This is a genomic window from Candidatus Margulisiibacteriota bacterium (genome assembly GCA_028715625.1).
In the GTDB taxonomy this organism is placed as follows: domain Bacteria; phylum Margulisbacteria; class Riflemargulisbacteria; order GWF2-35-9; family GWF2-35-9; genus JAQURL01.
Map to the genome: position 1 here is coordinate 1 of JAQURL010000057.1, position 16,425 is coordinate 16,425.

Annotated in this window: 9 protein-coding genes; 5 read left to right on the top strand and 4 right to left on the bottom strand. The window is 36.8% G+C overall.

Features of this window, described 5'->3' with window-relative positions:
* The 3 genes from PHV30_09055 to thyX all read right to left on the bottom strand — a co-directional run.
* Nucleotides 1-298, bottom strand: a 298-nt coding sequence (locus PHV30_09055) for a phosphotransferase (protein MDD5457167.1), incomplete at its 3' end; no start/stop codon positions are given.
* 30 nt (nucleotides 299-328) lie between these two features.
* Nucleotides 329-1,885: a hypothetical protein gene (locus PHV30_09060; GenBank protein MDD5457168.1), complete on the bottom strand. Its 1,557-nt coding sequence runs from the start codon at nucleotides 1,883-1,885 to the stop codon at nucleotides 329-331.
* A 103-nt stretch (nucleotides 1,886-1,988) separates the two neighbouring features.
* On the bottom strand, nucleotides 1,989-2,912 hold the full coding sequence (thyX, locus tag PHV30_09065; protein ID MDD5457169.1) for an FAD-dependent thymidylate synthase: 924 nt from the start codon (nucleotides 2,910-2,912) through the stop codon (nucleotides 1,989-1,991).
* A 206-nt stretch (nucleotides 2,913-3,118) separates the two neighbouring features.
* On the opposite strand from thyX, the gene PHV30_09070 reads away from it, so the two are divergent.
* From PHV30_09070 to PHV30_09080, 3 genes are read left to right on the top strand one after another with little or no spacing between them, the layout of a single operon-like run.
* Entirely contained in the window at nucleotides 3,119-10,930 is a 7,812-nt protein-coding gene (locus PHV30_09070) for an amino acid adenylation domain-containing protein (GenBank protein ID MDD5457170.1), read from the top strand.
* A 16-nt stretch (nucleotides 10,931-10,946) separates the two neighbouring features.
* Entirely contained in the window at nucleotides 10,947-11,708 is a 762-nt protein-coding gene (locus tag PHV30_09075) for a 4'-phosphopantetheinyl transferase superfamily protein (GenBank protein MDD5457171.1), read from the top strand.
* Entirely contained in the window at nucleotides 11,709-13,772 is a 2,064-nt protein-coding gene (locus tag PHV30_09080) for an ATP-binding protein (protein ID MDD5457172.1), read from the top strand.
* A 12-nt stretch (nucleotides 13,773-13,784) separates the two neighbouring features.
* Here the strand turns inward: PHV30_09080 and PHV30_09085 are convergent, their stop codons facing one another.
* Nucleotides 13,785-14,966, bottom strand: coding sequence for a response regulator (locus PHV30_09085; protein MDD5457173.1), 1,182 nt, complete (start codon nucleotides 14,964-14,966; stop codon nucleotides 13,785-13,787).
* A 143-nt stretch (nucleotides 14,967-15,109) separates the two neighbouring features.
* Here PHV30_09085 and PHV30_09090 point away from each other — a divergent pair, with 143 nt between their 5' ends.
* Both PHV30_09090 and PHV30_09095 read left to right on the top strand, forming a co-directional pair.
* Nucleotides 15,110-15,508, top strand: a complete 399-nt coding sequence (locus PHV30_09090) for a response regulator (protein ID MDD5457174.1) — start codon at nucleotides 15,110-15,112, stop codon at nucleotides 15,506-15,508.
* A gap of 31 nt (nucleotides 15,509-15,539) precedes the next feature.
* Nucleotides 15,540-16,425, top strand: an 886-nt coding sequence (locus tag PHV30_09095; GenBank protein MDD5457175.1) for a PAS domain S-box protein, incomplete at its 3' end; no start/stop codon positions are given.

Here is a 16,425-nt window from a genome sequence, read left to right on the forward strand (position 1 = left end):
TATTATCAAAGAAAAAAAGAGTATTGTTATCATATTTCAGCGGTGGGATAACCGGAACTTCATTTGCGGCCAATTTTCCCAGAAATGTATGTTCCTCAAGGATTTGTTCCTTGTTCCAGCGGTCCGGCCTGTAAAACTTCACAATAATTTTTTCTTTGTCAGCAGCTTTTTGCAGTTCATAAACCCGATTAACATAACTGTTTCTGGGAATTAACAGATTGGAAAGTTTTTCCTTTATTATTCTTTCTACCGTATTTAAAACAGCATCCTGACTGAGTGATTGCCAAATATCCTGCATGAATAAATTATATCATGAACCGAAAAAGTATTATTCGTTTTCATCCAGTATGCTTCGTATATTACTTTCAGCCAGCCGAATACCTGCAAGTGATTGATAGGCTATATCGGTTTCCGTACCGGTTTTATCATCAGGTATCAGGTAACTGGCATAAACCACACCTGCTGTAGGCGCTAAATACCGAATTCCAAAAAGGCCGAAGCCGGAATTTTTCTTTTCTGTTCCGTCTTTCAAATCATGGCCGGAAAGTCCGAATATTGAAGCCATTTCAATAACATCATTAATCTGCCATCTATTGGTAGATTTACCATTTCCAATCCAGTCAAAAAGTTGTCCCACAAAAATTCTGTTACGGAGTCCGGTCCGTCTTACAAGTTTTTCAATTATTTCTTTTCTCTTTTCAATGGTTACTCGCTTAATTCTTTCATTAAGCGACAAATGATTATAAAAATTTAAAGAATCCAGAATTTTCTCAACGTGTTCATTAATAATTGAGCGAGCGTTAACCAGAATTTTATTCAAAGGAAAACCCTGCGCTTCATCCCTGATTTTAATCAAATAAAGATTATCTTCGCTCATTTTGGAAAGTTCAATATTTAACCTGATTTTGTTTAAAAAGGTTGTATTTTTTAACCTTTCAAGAAATTGCGAAAAGTTTTCGCCATCAGCTCTTTCAAGCATTTCATCCCCTAGTTTTCTGGTCATGGCAAAAAAACTGTTCTTGATACTGTTATAAATAATGGATATAAAAAGATTAGGGTACGTTTTCAACATCTGATCATTGTTTATTCGCAGGAATATTCCTTCGTTATTTTTTCTAACCTCCGGAGTTGGATTTATATGCAAACCCCACAATAATTGCAGTTCATGATTCTGCCTGAAAGCTTTTTGATAACCGTCTTCTCCATATAACCTCAGGAGAACCAGACCTGATGAAACCAGACATATCCCGGCCGGATTAAGATCGTTTAAGGGCTCCTTTTCCAAACGGATATTGCTCAAGTTAGTAATGATCCCCAAAGGAAAAGATATTATCTGCTGCAGTGAAACAATATTAGCCGGGGTAAAAACTTTTCTTAAAATATCCGACATCATTGTCAAGGTATTGGGATATTCCGCAATTCTTTTGTTATATTTGGCCGGATCGTCAAAATTATAAAGTGTCATATTTAAAGTATGTATGGGCAGCATGTTGCTTATATCATGACTTAAAAATTTTAATATCTGAACAAACTCCATATACATTTCCGGTGTTAACAATTCTTTTTTGTCATTTATTATTGAGTATATTTGGTTGGCCATGTTGCCGCCGGTGTTTCTACAAATTTTAATTATCTTCAGCAACTCCTTTCTTACAGCTAACATTTCATTAAAGGTCAGGATATCTTCGCTCTTTTCCAGGGTTGCGATGATGTTTTTAAGAGCAATTTCAATGCGGGGCAAATAATTCTTATAGTAATTTTTATAAATTCTCTCCATTTTTTTGATGAAAGGAAAAATTTCAGGAGAGGCAAAAGCTTCTTCAAATGTATTTATCCTGATCCCTGCCAATACGCTTTTTTCTACAGAGATAATTTTATAGCTCATATTAAATATATCGAGTCTGAAGATAATAAATCGCAAATATCAGTCATTCAAAAATATCAGAGAAGTGATAGCTGAAACATCCGAATATAACTATATTTTAAAACTATCTCCAGGGCACTGTCAGCTGTAAAGCTTTCAATTTCACTTCCAGTTCCAGTCCTTCCAGTGTCGGCTTAACTTTACCGTCTGTGGTTTTTACCAGTTCCAGTTTTTCCGCCTCAGCTAAGGCTTCTTTTTTATTATTTTTCTGCAAGGCACTTATCATCTTCTGGTCAGCGCTGGAAAGCGATATAGAATTCTGCCAGTAATCCTCAAAAGCTTCCCAGGTAAAAGGGCACCAGCGGCTTACAATCTGTTCTCCGATTACGCGAGAATATTCACGTATTTCATACTGGGCCTTGCTGTCCAGACGCAGCAAAAGAAAATGCAAAAGATTATGCAGATCTATCTTCCAGTATGCCTCAGTATATGTCGCCAGCGGCAGGTCCTTACGAGCCAGTTCCCGGGCAATTCCTGCTTCAATACGCTTATTATATTCAGCGTAACACATCTGCTGAAGTTTTTTTTCGTTAGCTGTAAAAACTTTGCCCTTGGTTTTATCCAGAAAACCCTCACTGCCCTGTTTATTATTCAATGCCTGCATACGCCAGGCATCCGGTTTTGTCTGATAAGCAGCATCAATCGCAATTGAATAACGCGTAGAATATTCATTAACATTGGCTGTACGGTGACGTATCCATTGTCTCCAGCAGTCCATAGGAACACGTACATGAAGCTTGATCTCGCACATTTCAAAAGGGCTGGTATGCAGATGACGCATCAGATAACGTATAAGCTGCCGGTCCGATTGCTTGGTTTTTGTCCCAGCTCCATATGATACTCTTGCCGCCTGAACTATGGACTCGTCATTACCCATATAATCTACCACACGCACAAAACCGTCATCCAGGACTTTAAGTTGCTTCCCGAGTATTCGGTCCAGTGTTTTTGCTGTTTTGCGAGGCAGATGTTCGGCAGTTTTTGTCATGAATAAAAGCTCCTTTGTATAAATATTTAATTTATAGTCTAAGGGAAAAATATTTAACCTGCAATGGGGTGGAAACCGCTATTTTTTGATAACTTATTTATTTTTTAAATAATTTTATATATATTATATATAATCTATTCATACCAACAGCATAGGTCTCTTGCTGTCATTGAAAACCTGATTAATTAAAGGAGCTTGATAATTCTATGAACAAAAAAGTTTTCACCGAACAAACATATGGCATTTCAGCTATCCAGTCTTATAAAATAATTCCCAAAAAAAATAACCTGCAACAAACTATGCTTTACACCTCCCGGTTAATAAATAATGGCCTTAATTTTATCGATTCAGCTCAAAAAAAAAGATTCGTTTCCTACCAGGAATTCTTCGTTGAAGCTTTAAAAACTCTTAACTTTCTTCAAAAAAAATTACAACTGCAAAAAGGCTCGCACCTGATGATCATTGCCGAAGACCCTTATGAATTTATAAAAATATTTTGGGGTTGTCTGCTGGGCAATATAATTCCTGTTCCATTGAATATCCGTTATAGTGAAATGCATTACAAAAAATTATGTAACATTTTTGAAATACTGGATAATCCGGCGATAATTATTCCCAAAGACAGCATAGTGCCGCTCATGGAAACAGCAACTAATGAATATTCACAGGAACTGGCTAAAAAAATCAAAGCAAAGGTCATAACGCCCCAGGAAATAATATTAACAACAACCTCAACAGATATCTCTTCCAGTGAACAGGATGATATCGCCTACCTGCAATTTTCCTCGGGTTCTACCGGTCAGCCTAAAGGGATAAAAATTACTCACAAAAATGTTATGGTGAACTGTCAAACCATACATGATACTCTGGGCCTCACAAAAGAAGACAGTTTCTTAAGCTGGTTACCACTCAGCCATGACATGGGACTTATCTGTTTTCATCTGACTCCGTTTATTTATGGTTTAACCCAGTCGCATTTACTCACAACGACTTTTGTAAGGAATCCGGGCTTGTGGCTGGAAAAAGCCGCCGAATTAAAAGCCACAGTTTTAGGTTCGCCTAATTTCGGTTTCCAACATACATTGCGATATTTTTCACCTACGGATTTTAAGTCCGATTTAAAAAATATCCGTTTAATACTGAATGGCGCCGAACCTATTTCCCGCAGAATTACTGACGAATTTCTGAAAACCATGAAAACCTATGGTTTGTCTTCATTTTCTATCTGCCCCACCTACGGTCTTGCCGAGGCGACTCTGGCTGTAACCTGTAATAAACCCGGAACTGCTTTTCGGGCTATTTGCATAGACCGCAGAAAGGTCTCGGTTGGCGATGCCATAAAATTTTGCGAACCGAAGAATGGTTTCTCGTCTGAAATTGTAGATGTAGGCTACATTCTAAAGCCATGCAAATTAAGGATTGTAGATTATGAAAACATTTCTCTGGAACAAGGTAGGGTTGGACTAATCCAGCTTAACGGGCCCAACATTACACCGGGCTACCTGGATAAAAAACAGAATATCACCTCTTTTACCGCTGACAACTGGTTGAATACCGGTGATATCGGTTTTTTATGGGAAGACCGGCTTTTTATCCTGGGCAGGGAAAAAGATATTATTTTTATAAATGGTCAAAATTATTACGCCAGCGATCTGGAAAATCTGGCAGATACACTTTCGTTAAAAAATTCCAAGGGATGGGCCATAGCCGGGACCTTTAATCCTGACACCCAGAAAGAAGAAATATTATTCTTTATGTCAGGAAGATACAAACCGGAAGAATCTTCAGAAATAGCCCAAAAAATTAAGGAACTTTATCTGGAACAGGACCTGGTCATCAGCAAGGTTCTGTTTATCAAGTCTCTGCCCAGGACCACAAGCGGCAAAGTGCAAAGGCATATACTCATACAGAATTATTTAAATGGAGCATATCAGGAACCTCTTCAAAAAGAGGTCTCTTCATATATTAATCCTTCCGTTGTTGACACTGTAATTGTAAGGAATGATTCAAAAACCGAAAAAATTCTTCTTACAATGTGGGGAAATATATTTCAGAAAAATAATATTCAGATAACAGATAACTTTTTTGAACTGGGTGGAAGCAGTCTGCAGGCTTTCAGGCTTGTTTATGAACTGTCCGACAAACTGGGCATCAGTTTAAAATCCGGGATAATTCATGAATATCCGAATATCAAAGAAATGGCAAAGCATATAGATACAATGACAGCAGGCACGGACCTGACGCAATCTGGCTCAACTACTGAGATAAAACATGAAAATTTCAATTTATTGCCTCTCCAACAAACTTTTTATGAACAAACACAGCGTACGGGTCTTCATCCTTATATTTTAATTGATTTTACAGTTTCCGGTACAGCACGACTGGATCTCTGGACTACAATACTGGGCCAGATACCTTTGAGGTTTCAAACTCTTGGAACAGCCATCCATAAAGTTTCAGGATTACCTCAACAGCATATACCACAAAATATACTTTCCAGATATGGAATTCATGATCTGGGCAACATCGACCCATTGCAGCAGCAAAACCAAATTGACTGGTTAATTAAGGATTTATGCGCTCAGGATTTTGACATGGAAAAAGGCATTTTCGCTTATAGTCTGCTCATTAAAACATCCTTTTCCAAAGTACGCATGTTGCTTTATTGTGCTCATGCAGCTATAGACGGTTTAAGTGCTGAAATTATGGTCAGTCAGATTCTAGCCTGGTATAACTGTCTCTTGAAAAATCTGCAATATCCCTTGCCCTCGAAAAATTATTTTAATTATCTGGCAGGGTTGGAACGGCAGCTTGATCAAAACAAATCTATTGAGTCTGGTAAAGATTACTGGCAAAACAAACTATCCTGCTGGAATGCCCGTCTCGCTTGGCCGGTGAGTGTTATAAAGCCCGCAAATCCTTTATCTGCGCTTATTAAAACCAGAGAACAAATAATTGAACAGTCCGTTGTGACAAAACTAGTTATGGTTGCAAAAAAACATCAGGTTTCTCCAGCCAGTTTACTAATTACTATGCTGGCCAACTCTCTGGAAACCGTTACCGGGCAGCAGGAAATCATTATCAATACTCCGGTAGCAAATCGCAAACACTTATTCAAGGAATCAGTCGAATGCGCCGGCTGTTTCGCAGATGTGTATCCGCTACAGGTAAACCATCCGCTGGGGTTATCGTTACCAAAACTTACCAGGCATTTTCAGAATGAACTGGTAAATATTATGGCCCATTCCGACTTTCCGGGAAGACAGGTTATTAAACTTTTTAACGATCTGAAGCAAACAAATGTCCGAAGTCTGAGCGATCTGGTTTTTGTTTTTCTGGAGCAACCTCTTCTGGAATCGGATAGCTTGAAGCTGGACCAGCTTGCTTTAAAAACCGGGGATTGCGATACTGCTATAATTCTTAACGTTATCAGACTGCAGGAAACTTTAACCTGTTTCTGGAATTATCGGTGTGATTGTCTGGATGAAGAAACAATCGACATACTGACCGGTTGTTTTTCCTCACAACTGGCGAATCTGGAAAAGGAAAACCTATCCTTCTCTGGCGAAGAACAACATATTCTTCCGGCTCAGGGCCAACAACTGATTTCCAATCATGTCAGCAACAAGTTAATAGCGGCGGGCCCTAAAGAATATTATGAAGTATCTTCAGAACAAAAACGTTTATATTTTTTGCAAACCATAAACCCTGATCAGACAAACTACAACTTGTCGGCGATCCTGAAGCTGGATGGAAAACCGAACTATAAGCGGTTTAAAACTTCATTAAAAAAACTGATAGACAGGCATGAAGGCCTGCGAACAAGCTTTCATGAGATAGAAGGGAATATTGTACAAAAAATTCATAAAACAGTTATGCCCGTCATAAACAAAATCATTCTGAAAAACCTGAGCATGGAAAAATATTTTGAAGGCTTCCAGAAAGCTTTCCGGCTTGATTGTCTGCCTTTGTTTCGATTGGAATTGGTTAAAGATGAAAATAATGTTTATTTATTATTTGATATACACCATATTATAACCGATGCTCAGACCTTGAATACTCTGATTAAAGACTTTATCTGCTTCTATAATGGAAATAATCCTGAACCACTAGATTTCAGCTATAAAGACTATGCATATACTCAAAGCCAATTTTATCTTTCATCTGCCTTTAAAGCTCAGGAAAAGTTCTGGCTGGACAAATTCAGTACTGAAATTCCCATACTCAATTTTCCCAGTGACTTCAGCAGACCGGCAAAGTTGACAATGAGCGGAGAACGCCTGGATTTCAAAATAGACGATAAATTGTTTCAGAAGGTTAAAGAGTACACGGTTAAGAACAAACTGTCTCCTTATATATTTTTTATGGGAATTTTTTCTTTGCTTCTGAGCAAGTACTCTCAACAGGAATCGCTAATCATTGGCTCAACCATTTCCAGCCTGGCAAAATACGCCGAATTAACAAATATTATCGGAATGTTTGCCAATACTCTGGCCATACCGATTAAGCCCGGCTATCACTTGACTATTGAACAATTTTATAATGAACTGCGCCGTTGCCTGTTTGAAGTTTATGATTATATGGACTATCCTTTTGACAGACTGGTTAATGAGCTCAAACTAAATCGTGAAAATAACCGTAATCCCCTGTTCGACGTAATCTTCAGCTATAACCGGCTGGATTTTTCAATATTAGAACAATTACCGTTTAAAGTAAATTTCGTTAAACAACCAGTGAAGCGGGTGAAATTTGATTTATCATTGGAAATCAATGAACAAGCAGGGGAAACCGGACTTAGTTGGGAGTATAGTACTGAACTGTTTAAACCTGAAAAAATTATAAGAATAAATAATCATTTTTTACATCTGCTCCGTCAAGTATTAAATGGTTCTCCTGATACTCTGCTAAAAGATATCGAACTGATAACTCCGAAAGAAAAAAAGCAGATATTACATGAATTCAACAACACTGCAGCTCCTTACCCCAAGGATAAAACAATTCACCAACTTTTTGAAAAACAGGTTGAGCTTAACCCGACCAATATTGCTGTAGTTTTCGAAGACCAGCGCTTGACATATTCCGAGCTTAACGCCAGGGCTAACCAATATGCTCATATTTTGAGAGATAAAGGGGTTAAACCGGATTCCATTGTTGCTCTGATGATTGACCGGTCGCTGGAAATGATTATAGCCGTTCTGGCTATCCTCAAAGCCGGAGGTGCCTATCTGCCCATTGATCCTACCCTGCCGGAAGCACGTATTGCTGATATCCTTCAGGACAGCGCTGCTCATTTTCTTTTGAGCAAAGAAACTCTGGTGCAGCAAAAATCAGCAGAAACATTTAAAAGTACAGAAATTATATTTATGAATAACATTGAATTCGGCAAAAATACAGGAAAAAATCTGCCGGTTATTAATAAATCTACAGACCTTGCTTACATCATATATACATCCGGAACAACCGGCAAACCAAAAGGTGTAATGATTGAACACAAGGGAGTTATTAATTTATGCTTCTGGCATAATAATTATTTTACTATTAAAGATAAAATTATATCCGCCTGTTTTTCGAATTTTCAATTTGACGCATTTGTTTGGGAAATATTGCCGTACTTAATTAACGGAAGCGTCATTCATCTTTTATCCGAAAAAAATAAACTTGACCCCATTTCTTTAAATAATTATTTTAAAAAAAATGTTATCAATATTTGTTTTTTACCGACACAAATTTGTAAAGAATTTGTTAAATTAAACAACACTTCATTAAAACTATTGCTAACTGGCGGGGAAGCTTTGACAAATGTCGACAACAAAAACAATTATCAAATTATTAATAATTATGGCCCAACCGAAAATACAGTGGTAAGTACGTTTTTTCGGCTGAATAAATCCTTTGACCCCATTCCTATCGGCAGGCCCATTAATAATACTGCTATTTATATCTTCAATAAAACAAATCAGCTAATGCCAATAGGGGTGCCTGGAGAATTGTTTGTTGGCGGAGATGGACTGGCAAGAGGGTATTTGAACCGTCCGGACATGACAACCCAAAAATTCATTAATAATCCTTTGGATAAAACTGAAAAATTATATAAAACCGGCGACTTGGGCTTCTGGTCTGAAAACGGTGAAATCATTTTTATGGGCAGAGCTGATAATCAGGTAAAAATCCGTGGTTTTCGTATTGAATGTGGGGAAATTGAGGCTTATTTATTAAAATATCCCCAGCTAACCAATGTGTTTGTGACTGCGCTGGAATTCGGAAATAATGACAAACGCCTCTGTGCTTATTTTACAGCTACAAAAATACTTGATAGAAAAGAAATTAAAAATTTTTTAAGTAAAAGGTTACCTTCTTACATGGTCCCGGCCTATTTTATTCAACTGGAAAATTTCCCTTTGAATCGCAGCGGTAAAATTGATACAAAACAATTACCCAGACCCGATTCAACTATAAAAAAAATAACATCAACTGCTATCTTTACCTCTTTAGAATTAAAAATCCGTAAAATTTGGGAAAATATTTTGCAAAACAAGAATATAAGTCCTGATGACAACTTTTTTGAAATAGGGGGCAATTCTCTGTTGGCTATAAAGCTGGTATCACAACTTCAACCTTATGGTAACCTGGGACTTACTCAGATTTTTGAACTACCCACAATACGCAAGCAGGCAAATCACATTGAATCATCGAAAACCGCGGGTTTGCAGGAAAGAGTAAAACATTTTTATCTGAACATGTTACGATTTAAAAAATATTCCAGCGGTAAGCATGATACAAAAATACTCATTGCGGATAAACAAGCAGCTTATTATCAAAAAGTGAACAGCATGAAAATCTCAGTGACAGGGCAAGAGAAAAATTATCAAAAAGTTCTGCTTACAGGCGGGACCGGCTTTCTGGGCACGCATCTTCTTTATGAACTTCTCATTCAAAAAGATTGTGAAATATTCCTGCCCGTACGTGGTAAAGACCAAAATGAAGCTGAAGCAAGGCTCAAACAAAAACTGGATTATTATTTCAGTCCCAATTTGTATCAAATTTATAAATCACGTTTAAGGGTAATTTGCTCAGACCTAACTCAACCAGAAATGGGGATAAATTCTGAATTATATGCAAAAATGTGTTCTGAAGTGGAAGCTATATATCACACTGCAGCTGATGTAAGACATTATGGTCCTTATGAACAGTTTTATAAGTCTAATGTTCTCCCTACTGAAGCTTTAATCGATTTTGCCAAACAGGGTTTAATCAAGGACATACATCATATTTCCAGCATGGGACTGGCTATAGGAGAAATTAAAGATACACCCGCTTATTTATTCACCGAATTTGATCAAGACTGCGGTCAAAAAATAGCAAACAATTATGTTCGTTCCAAGCTGGAAGCGGAAAAAAGAATTGAACAGGCAGGAAAGGACGGGCTCAAAGCTTATATTTATAGAGTTGGCAACATTTTTAATCATTCAACATCAGGCAAATTTCAAGAAAATATTGCCAGCAATGCGTTTTATTCATTTTTTTCATCAGCTCTAAAAATAGGTCATTATTATTCGGAAGCTTGTTTTGAATTTAATTTGTCTGCCGTAGATGAGATAAGTAAAGCCTTATTATGCTTGTCCACCAGGGAACATCTTCCACATCATTGCTTTCATATTTTCAATCCGAATACACTTATGGATAAAAATATCTGGCATTATTTAGAAACTTTTTATAACTGGATACAACCGCTCTCTCTTCCAGACTTCTGCCTTTATATTTTAAAAAACTATCATAACAAAGAATATCAACAGGACATTGAAAACATTTTACTTATTGCCGAATCGCATCTGGGTAAAACTTGTTTTATGGCTGCATCCGAGTATACTCAAAATTGTCTGGCTCATTTTGGCTTTTCCTGGCAAAAGGTCGGAAGGGAACAAATAATAGAGATGATAAAAACCATGCAGCAAAGTGGCTTATTCAACAACACTATGAATAGTAAAACAGTAAAAGAAAAAGTTGAGGTCCTGGTTTAAACCGGGAATACATAATTTGGATATAAACCCTCTAAAGCTGCAGTTCTTAAATAAAACGAAAACCATTGATGCCAGTCTTTGTCTGGCTCCATCAGCGGATTTTGATATAATCTGCGCAAATAAAACATACTTTCTGTCGTCTAATGAACAATCGGTTTTTAACGATCTCCTTCATGCATCACGACGTCAGACCTATCTTCTGGGCCGTTATTGCGCCAAGACTGCGATTTCATCATTAAAAAAAATATACTTCAAGGAAACAGAAATAAAAAATGGGATATTTGGCCAGCCGCTTTTATCAGCATCCCGTCACCTTGATCTTGAAGTAAGCATCAGCCATTGCGGATCAACTGCCGGTGCATTTGTTTTTCCAACTGCTTACCCAATGGCCCTGGATGTGGAGGATATTAATATTGAATATACTTCTATCATCTCATCTTTTCTATCCGAAAAGGAAAACAACCTGATTTCAGGATCAAAAAAGCATTTAGATGTCTATACAACTGCAATCTGGACTGCCAAAGAAGCCCTGGGAAAAGTGCTGAAATGCGGCTTCCTGGCTGAATCGAATATTTTTGAAATAAAATCCTTTGAATATAATTCCGTCGATCAAATTTTCAAAGGAAAATTTTCTTTTTTCCCCAATTGGAATTTTCTGGTAATAACAGCCGGGCAAACTATGCTTACCCTGGTATTTCCTTCGGCCTTAATATTAAATACCAATCAATGTATAATTAAAGATATGCTCAATAGCGTCATGGAATCAAATTCTAAATAAATGATAACAACAATCCAAGTTTTAACGATTATTATTACACTGGGAATAGGTTTGTTTGTGCTCTTGCAAAGAAAAGAAACCGTTAACCGGTTATTTTTTGCTATATCCCTTTCTATATCAGGATGGATTGCCAGCATAGTATTATTCTATGCTACCGGAAATGTTTGTTTCTCTTTATCAGTTTATCTGTCCGGCACATTTTTTGCGTTGTTCTTCCTGATATTTTCTTTTTATTTTCCAAGACCATTTATCAGAAATAAAAAAAATCTGATCTGGTTTTGTATCCCTGCATTAATAATAATAATAATAATATCAAGTAATACCCGCTTCATTACCAAATTGTCATTTATAAATGGCGTTCTAAAAATAAATTTCGGCCCTTTGTTTTATTTGTTTTTTGCATATTTTTTAATTTATTGCGCTTTTGGGATATGGAATATTATACGTCGCTATAATGTGCTGACCAAACCCAATCAAACCAGGGTTGTTGTCTTCATCGCAGGATTTATACTTTCTATATTTTCTGTTATTCTTATTAATGTTATCCTGCCTTTACTGGATATTACCGGATTCGTTAACTACGGCCCACTATCCATCCTGATTCTGGTTTCTTCAGCTGCTTTTGCCATAGTTAAACAAGAAATGTTTGAAATACATATAAGTATATCCAAGACGGTTGCATATATGATAATTTTTTGTTCGCTGATCTTGTCATTATTAATCGTGCATACAATCATTCATTTTAATTATTTTATGCATATGGTTTTTGAAGTGTTGCTTATAACTTTCTGGGTACTGACTATCCCTAGATTCAGAGAGTGGCTGCAAACGCCGACAACCGCGAAATGGATTGTCAATAAATACAGGCCAGAAGAACATCTTCAGCGTTTGTTTCTGGCTTTAAAAAAAGTCGATTCAGTTGAAAAATTTATTTATGTTCTGGAAAAATATCTCAAAGAAAGCATAGGTTTGAGTAATCTGGAAAGCTTTCTGTTGCAGCAGGATAATAATGATTCAACATGGTCTTTTGTTTCCTGTGCAACAAGTGTCAAATATCCGGTATCAAAACCCTTTGTAGAAAAGTTATTGAAAATATTCAACTCAAACAAAGATATCAAAACAGTGGGTGAAGAGTTGCGTAATATAATTATCGAAACCGGTATAGAACCAAAAAACTTCCTGCTGCCACTGCATACCGAGAAACGAATTGTTGGATTTATTAATTGCGGTAAAAAGCTGTCTGAAGACGCATACAATTCCAAAGACACTCATATTTTATCTATGATATCGGAAATATCCTGTATTATTCTGGAACTATTACAACCTTACGAAAATATACGTGAAATTTTCAACAAAAACCAAAAAATTATTTATGATAATCAGCGGCAGCTCTTGGAGACAGCCGAGCTTGAACGTATGAACAATTTTATACAGGAATACAACCATGAAATACGCACACCACTGACCCTGATAATTGGAAAAGCAGAAGAAATTCTTTCTGATAAGCCCAATGCAAAAACCTTAACCTCCTTAACTTCTATTATCCTTACACAGGCCGGACGAATACAGGAGATTATAGATGCAGCAGCTTCTATGACAATTCTGACAAAAACAGATAAGTTATACCCTGTAGATATCAATGAACAAATTTGCCTGGCTTTAGAACATTACCCTGTTTCAGGTATTGCAATACAGAAAAACCTTAAGGCCAGCGAAAAAATTTTTGCTGTAAAAAATCAGTTGGAAGTTATCCTTATCAATATCATTAAAAATGCTTGTGAATCAATGGACAATAAAGGCAACCTGGTAGTTGAAACCAGGGATAAAACCATTAATAATGAAAGGTTTGTGGAAATAATTATCCGTGATACGGGGCGCGGTATTCCTGAAGCTGACCTGCTCAAGGTCTATACACCTTTTTACAGCACAAAGGCGACTGAAGGTCGGGGATTGGGATTATCCATAGTGCTTCGTCTGGTAGAACATTTCCAGGGAAATATAGAAATAAAAAGCGATCTGGACAAAGGTACTTCAGTATACATCACATTCCCTGCTGCGAAGTAGTTCGCCAGAAGATCAAATGAGCAATAAATGACCGAGATCTGTAATAAAAAGCTGCTCATTCTCCTTATTGAGAGCGTTGATTTCCAGAAACTTTCTAATATATTTGTAGATCAGGCCCTGTGAAATAGACTGGTTTTTTACGAGCTCCAATGTTGTTATCCCGGGCTTTTTAATAATCGCTTTGAGCAGGTTCTTCTGAGCATCATTAATTTCATATTCAACTTTGGGCAGGCAAATTACCTTATTACTTTTTTCAGGCAGGTATAATATATACTTTATTCGTTCTGCTCTGGCATAGGCACCGAAAAGGATGCCCAGCGTAATAAGCTTGTCACCTGATGATATGTCTATAAACACAACGGTTTCCTTGGGAAGATTATCTATTATTCTGGCAACTTCCCTGCTAATCTCAATCATATCCTTATACTTGATTGAACTCTTTGTAACTATTTCAACATCGGGGGACAGACTATTTTTAAATGTGGCCAGCGATTTACTGGAATGACTATCCATAATCTCCGGCAATATTAAAAAAATCTTGTTTACGGAATAATTATTTACATTCGCCAGTATACCCCGGTAATTATAAAGCGTACCGATCATCACCCGAAGTTTCCTGGGTTTGGCAGGCACCACAGATTCTTCTGTTCCAGTGAAATGCTCTGAAGCTGATGCGGAAGCGTCTTTATCTTTTTCACTTTTATTTATTTCATCGGATAAAAATCCTTCCAGCTTTTCGTAGCATTTTTCAACAGTCTCGGCGATCATGCGCTGAGACTCTCCCTTAAATATCCTCTCCAGTGTATCTAAAAGTTCATTACGATTAAATGGTTTTTTCAAATAGCTGCAAACCGCTCCGTATTCACTATGTGTTGCTGTCATCCATTTATCCTTGTCTTCATAGGCAGAAAGAATTACTACAGGTATCTTGGGCTTCGTTTTTTCGTCATAACGCATTCTGCGCAAAAATTCCAGTCCATCCATTCCCTGCATTTTAATATCAAGAATGATCGCTTTTATCTTGCTTTCGCCAATTCCTAAAAAGCGTTTATGCAATTGATACAATTCCAATGCCTGCTGACCATCATAGGCGTTAATTACATCATATTTTTTAGTTTTCAAAAGGATATTGGTGACATGGTCTGCCAATTCTCCATTATCTTCGACAACCATAACTAATTTTTTTGCGCTCATTTTTTCACCTGCTTTATATTATATTTTAATGGAAATTTTTTATTTTACAAATTTTTTATTCCGTTTTTTGAGAAATCTTTATTTTATTATCTTTAATATATATAATATTGCATATCACACATATAATAATGGGGGGGGCGGTAATGAAGGTTTTATTAATAGAGGATGACCCTGTTTGTGTAAAACAATTGCAGTATATACTAAAAGACCGTGGAATAATTCATTCCGCGATGACAGCAAAAGAAGCCGTAGCGGCCTTTGAACATGCCTTGCAAACAAAACAACCCTATAACTTTGTTACGTTGGATATTTTCCTGCCGGATAAAGATGGATTTGATGTTCTGCTGGAAATTAGAGATCTGGAAAAAAAATATTCTTATGCACTGGCCACAAATTATAAAGCGGTCATATGTATGCTTACATCCAGTAAAGACCTTGATCATTATCTTGCCTCGGTTATTGAAGAATGCGACGGATACTTTGTCAAACCTATCAGCTCCTGGAAAATGTTAAATTTCCTAGACAAACATAGCCTTGAGTGACCCTTTTTTCATCATAAGAATATCCATAATAATGTTGTATATAATTTTGGCTGCTTTTTTCATACTCTGGAGCGTAATGCTCATATTCTACATTAATGAGAGGAAAAAAATTATTCCTGAGGAAAATAAAACCATTCGGTTTATTCAAGAAATGAACTTAAGCTCTCAGGTTAACCTTCATAACGAGCAAACCCTTAATATTATCAAAGACCCTATAATCGTCGTATCTGCTTCCAACAAACCTATTATTACCTTTGCCAACGAAGCTTTCATAGAAATAACCGGATACCCTTCAGACCAACTTTTACACACTCCCTGTTTGAACTACATCCATCCTGATGACCGAAAGAGATTGCAGAAAATGATCTCCTCTTCACTTAATAACGATATACAATGGAATGATATCAATAACCTTGTTTCCTTCAGGATTATGTGTTTGACCGACGAATATCGATATTTTGAAGGAAAAATTTCGGAGAAAAGCCGCGATGAACTGCTGATAGTAGCAAGAGATATTCACAGGCGAAAATTTATTGAGTCATCTTTAAGAGAAAACCGACGGCGGTATCAGTATATATTGATGAATTTCCCTTATGGGATTTTTCAAGCAGATTCGACAGACAGTAAAATCATAAAAACAAATCTCACCCTGGTTAATCTGCTTGAATATGATGCTGCAGATAAACTGGAAGGACAATCTCTGAAGCTTATTTTCCAGAATGAAAACATTTATAACAAATTCTGGAATTCATTAAAAAAACAGGATCAGGTGTCAGACATGGAGTGCCAACTGCGCCAGAGCTCCGATAAACTTATTTATTGCAAAATATCAGCCAAACTAATTAAACAGGGCACAAGACTGATAATTAATGGAATAATACACGATATTTCCAAACAGAAACAACTCGAGGATGCCC

Excerpts from the sequence above, each read along its gene's own strand:
- PHV30_09085 (MDD5457173.1), bottom strand. The coding sequence starts at position 14,966 with ATGAGCGCAAAAAAATTAGTTATGGTTGTCGAAGATAATGGAGAATTG.
- PHV30_09060 (MDD5457168.1), bottom strand. The coding sequence starts at position 1,885 with ATGAGCTATAAAATTATCTCTGTAGAAAAAAGCGTATTGGCAGGGATC.
- PHV30_09080 (MDD5457172.1), top strand. The coding sequence starts at position 11,709 with ATGATAACAACAATCCAAGTTTTAACGATTATTATTACACTGGGAATA.
- thyX (MDD5457169.1), bottom strand. The coding sequence starts at position 2,912 with ATGACAAAAACTGCCGAACATCTGCCTCGCAAAACAGCAAAAACACTG.
- PHV30_09070 (MDD5457170.1), top strand. The coding sequence starts at position 3,119 with ATGAACAAAAAAGTTTTCACCGAACAAACATATGGCATTTCAGCTATC.
- PHV30_09090 (MDD5457174.1), top strand. The coding sequence starts at position 15,110 with ATGAAGGTTTTATTAATAGAGGATGACCCTGTTTGTGTAAAACAATTG.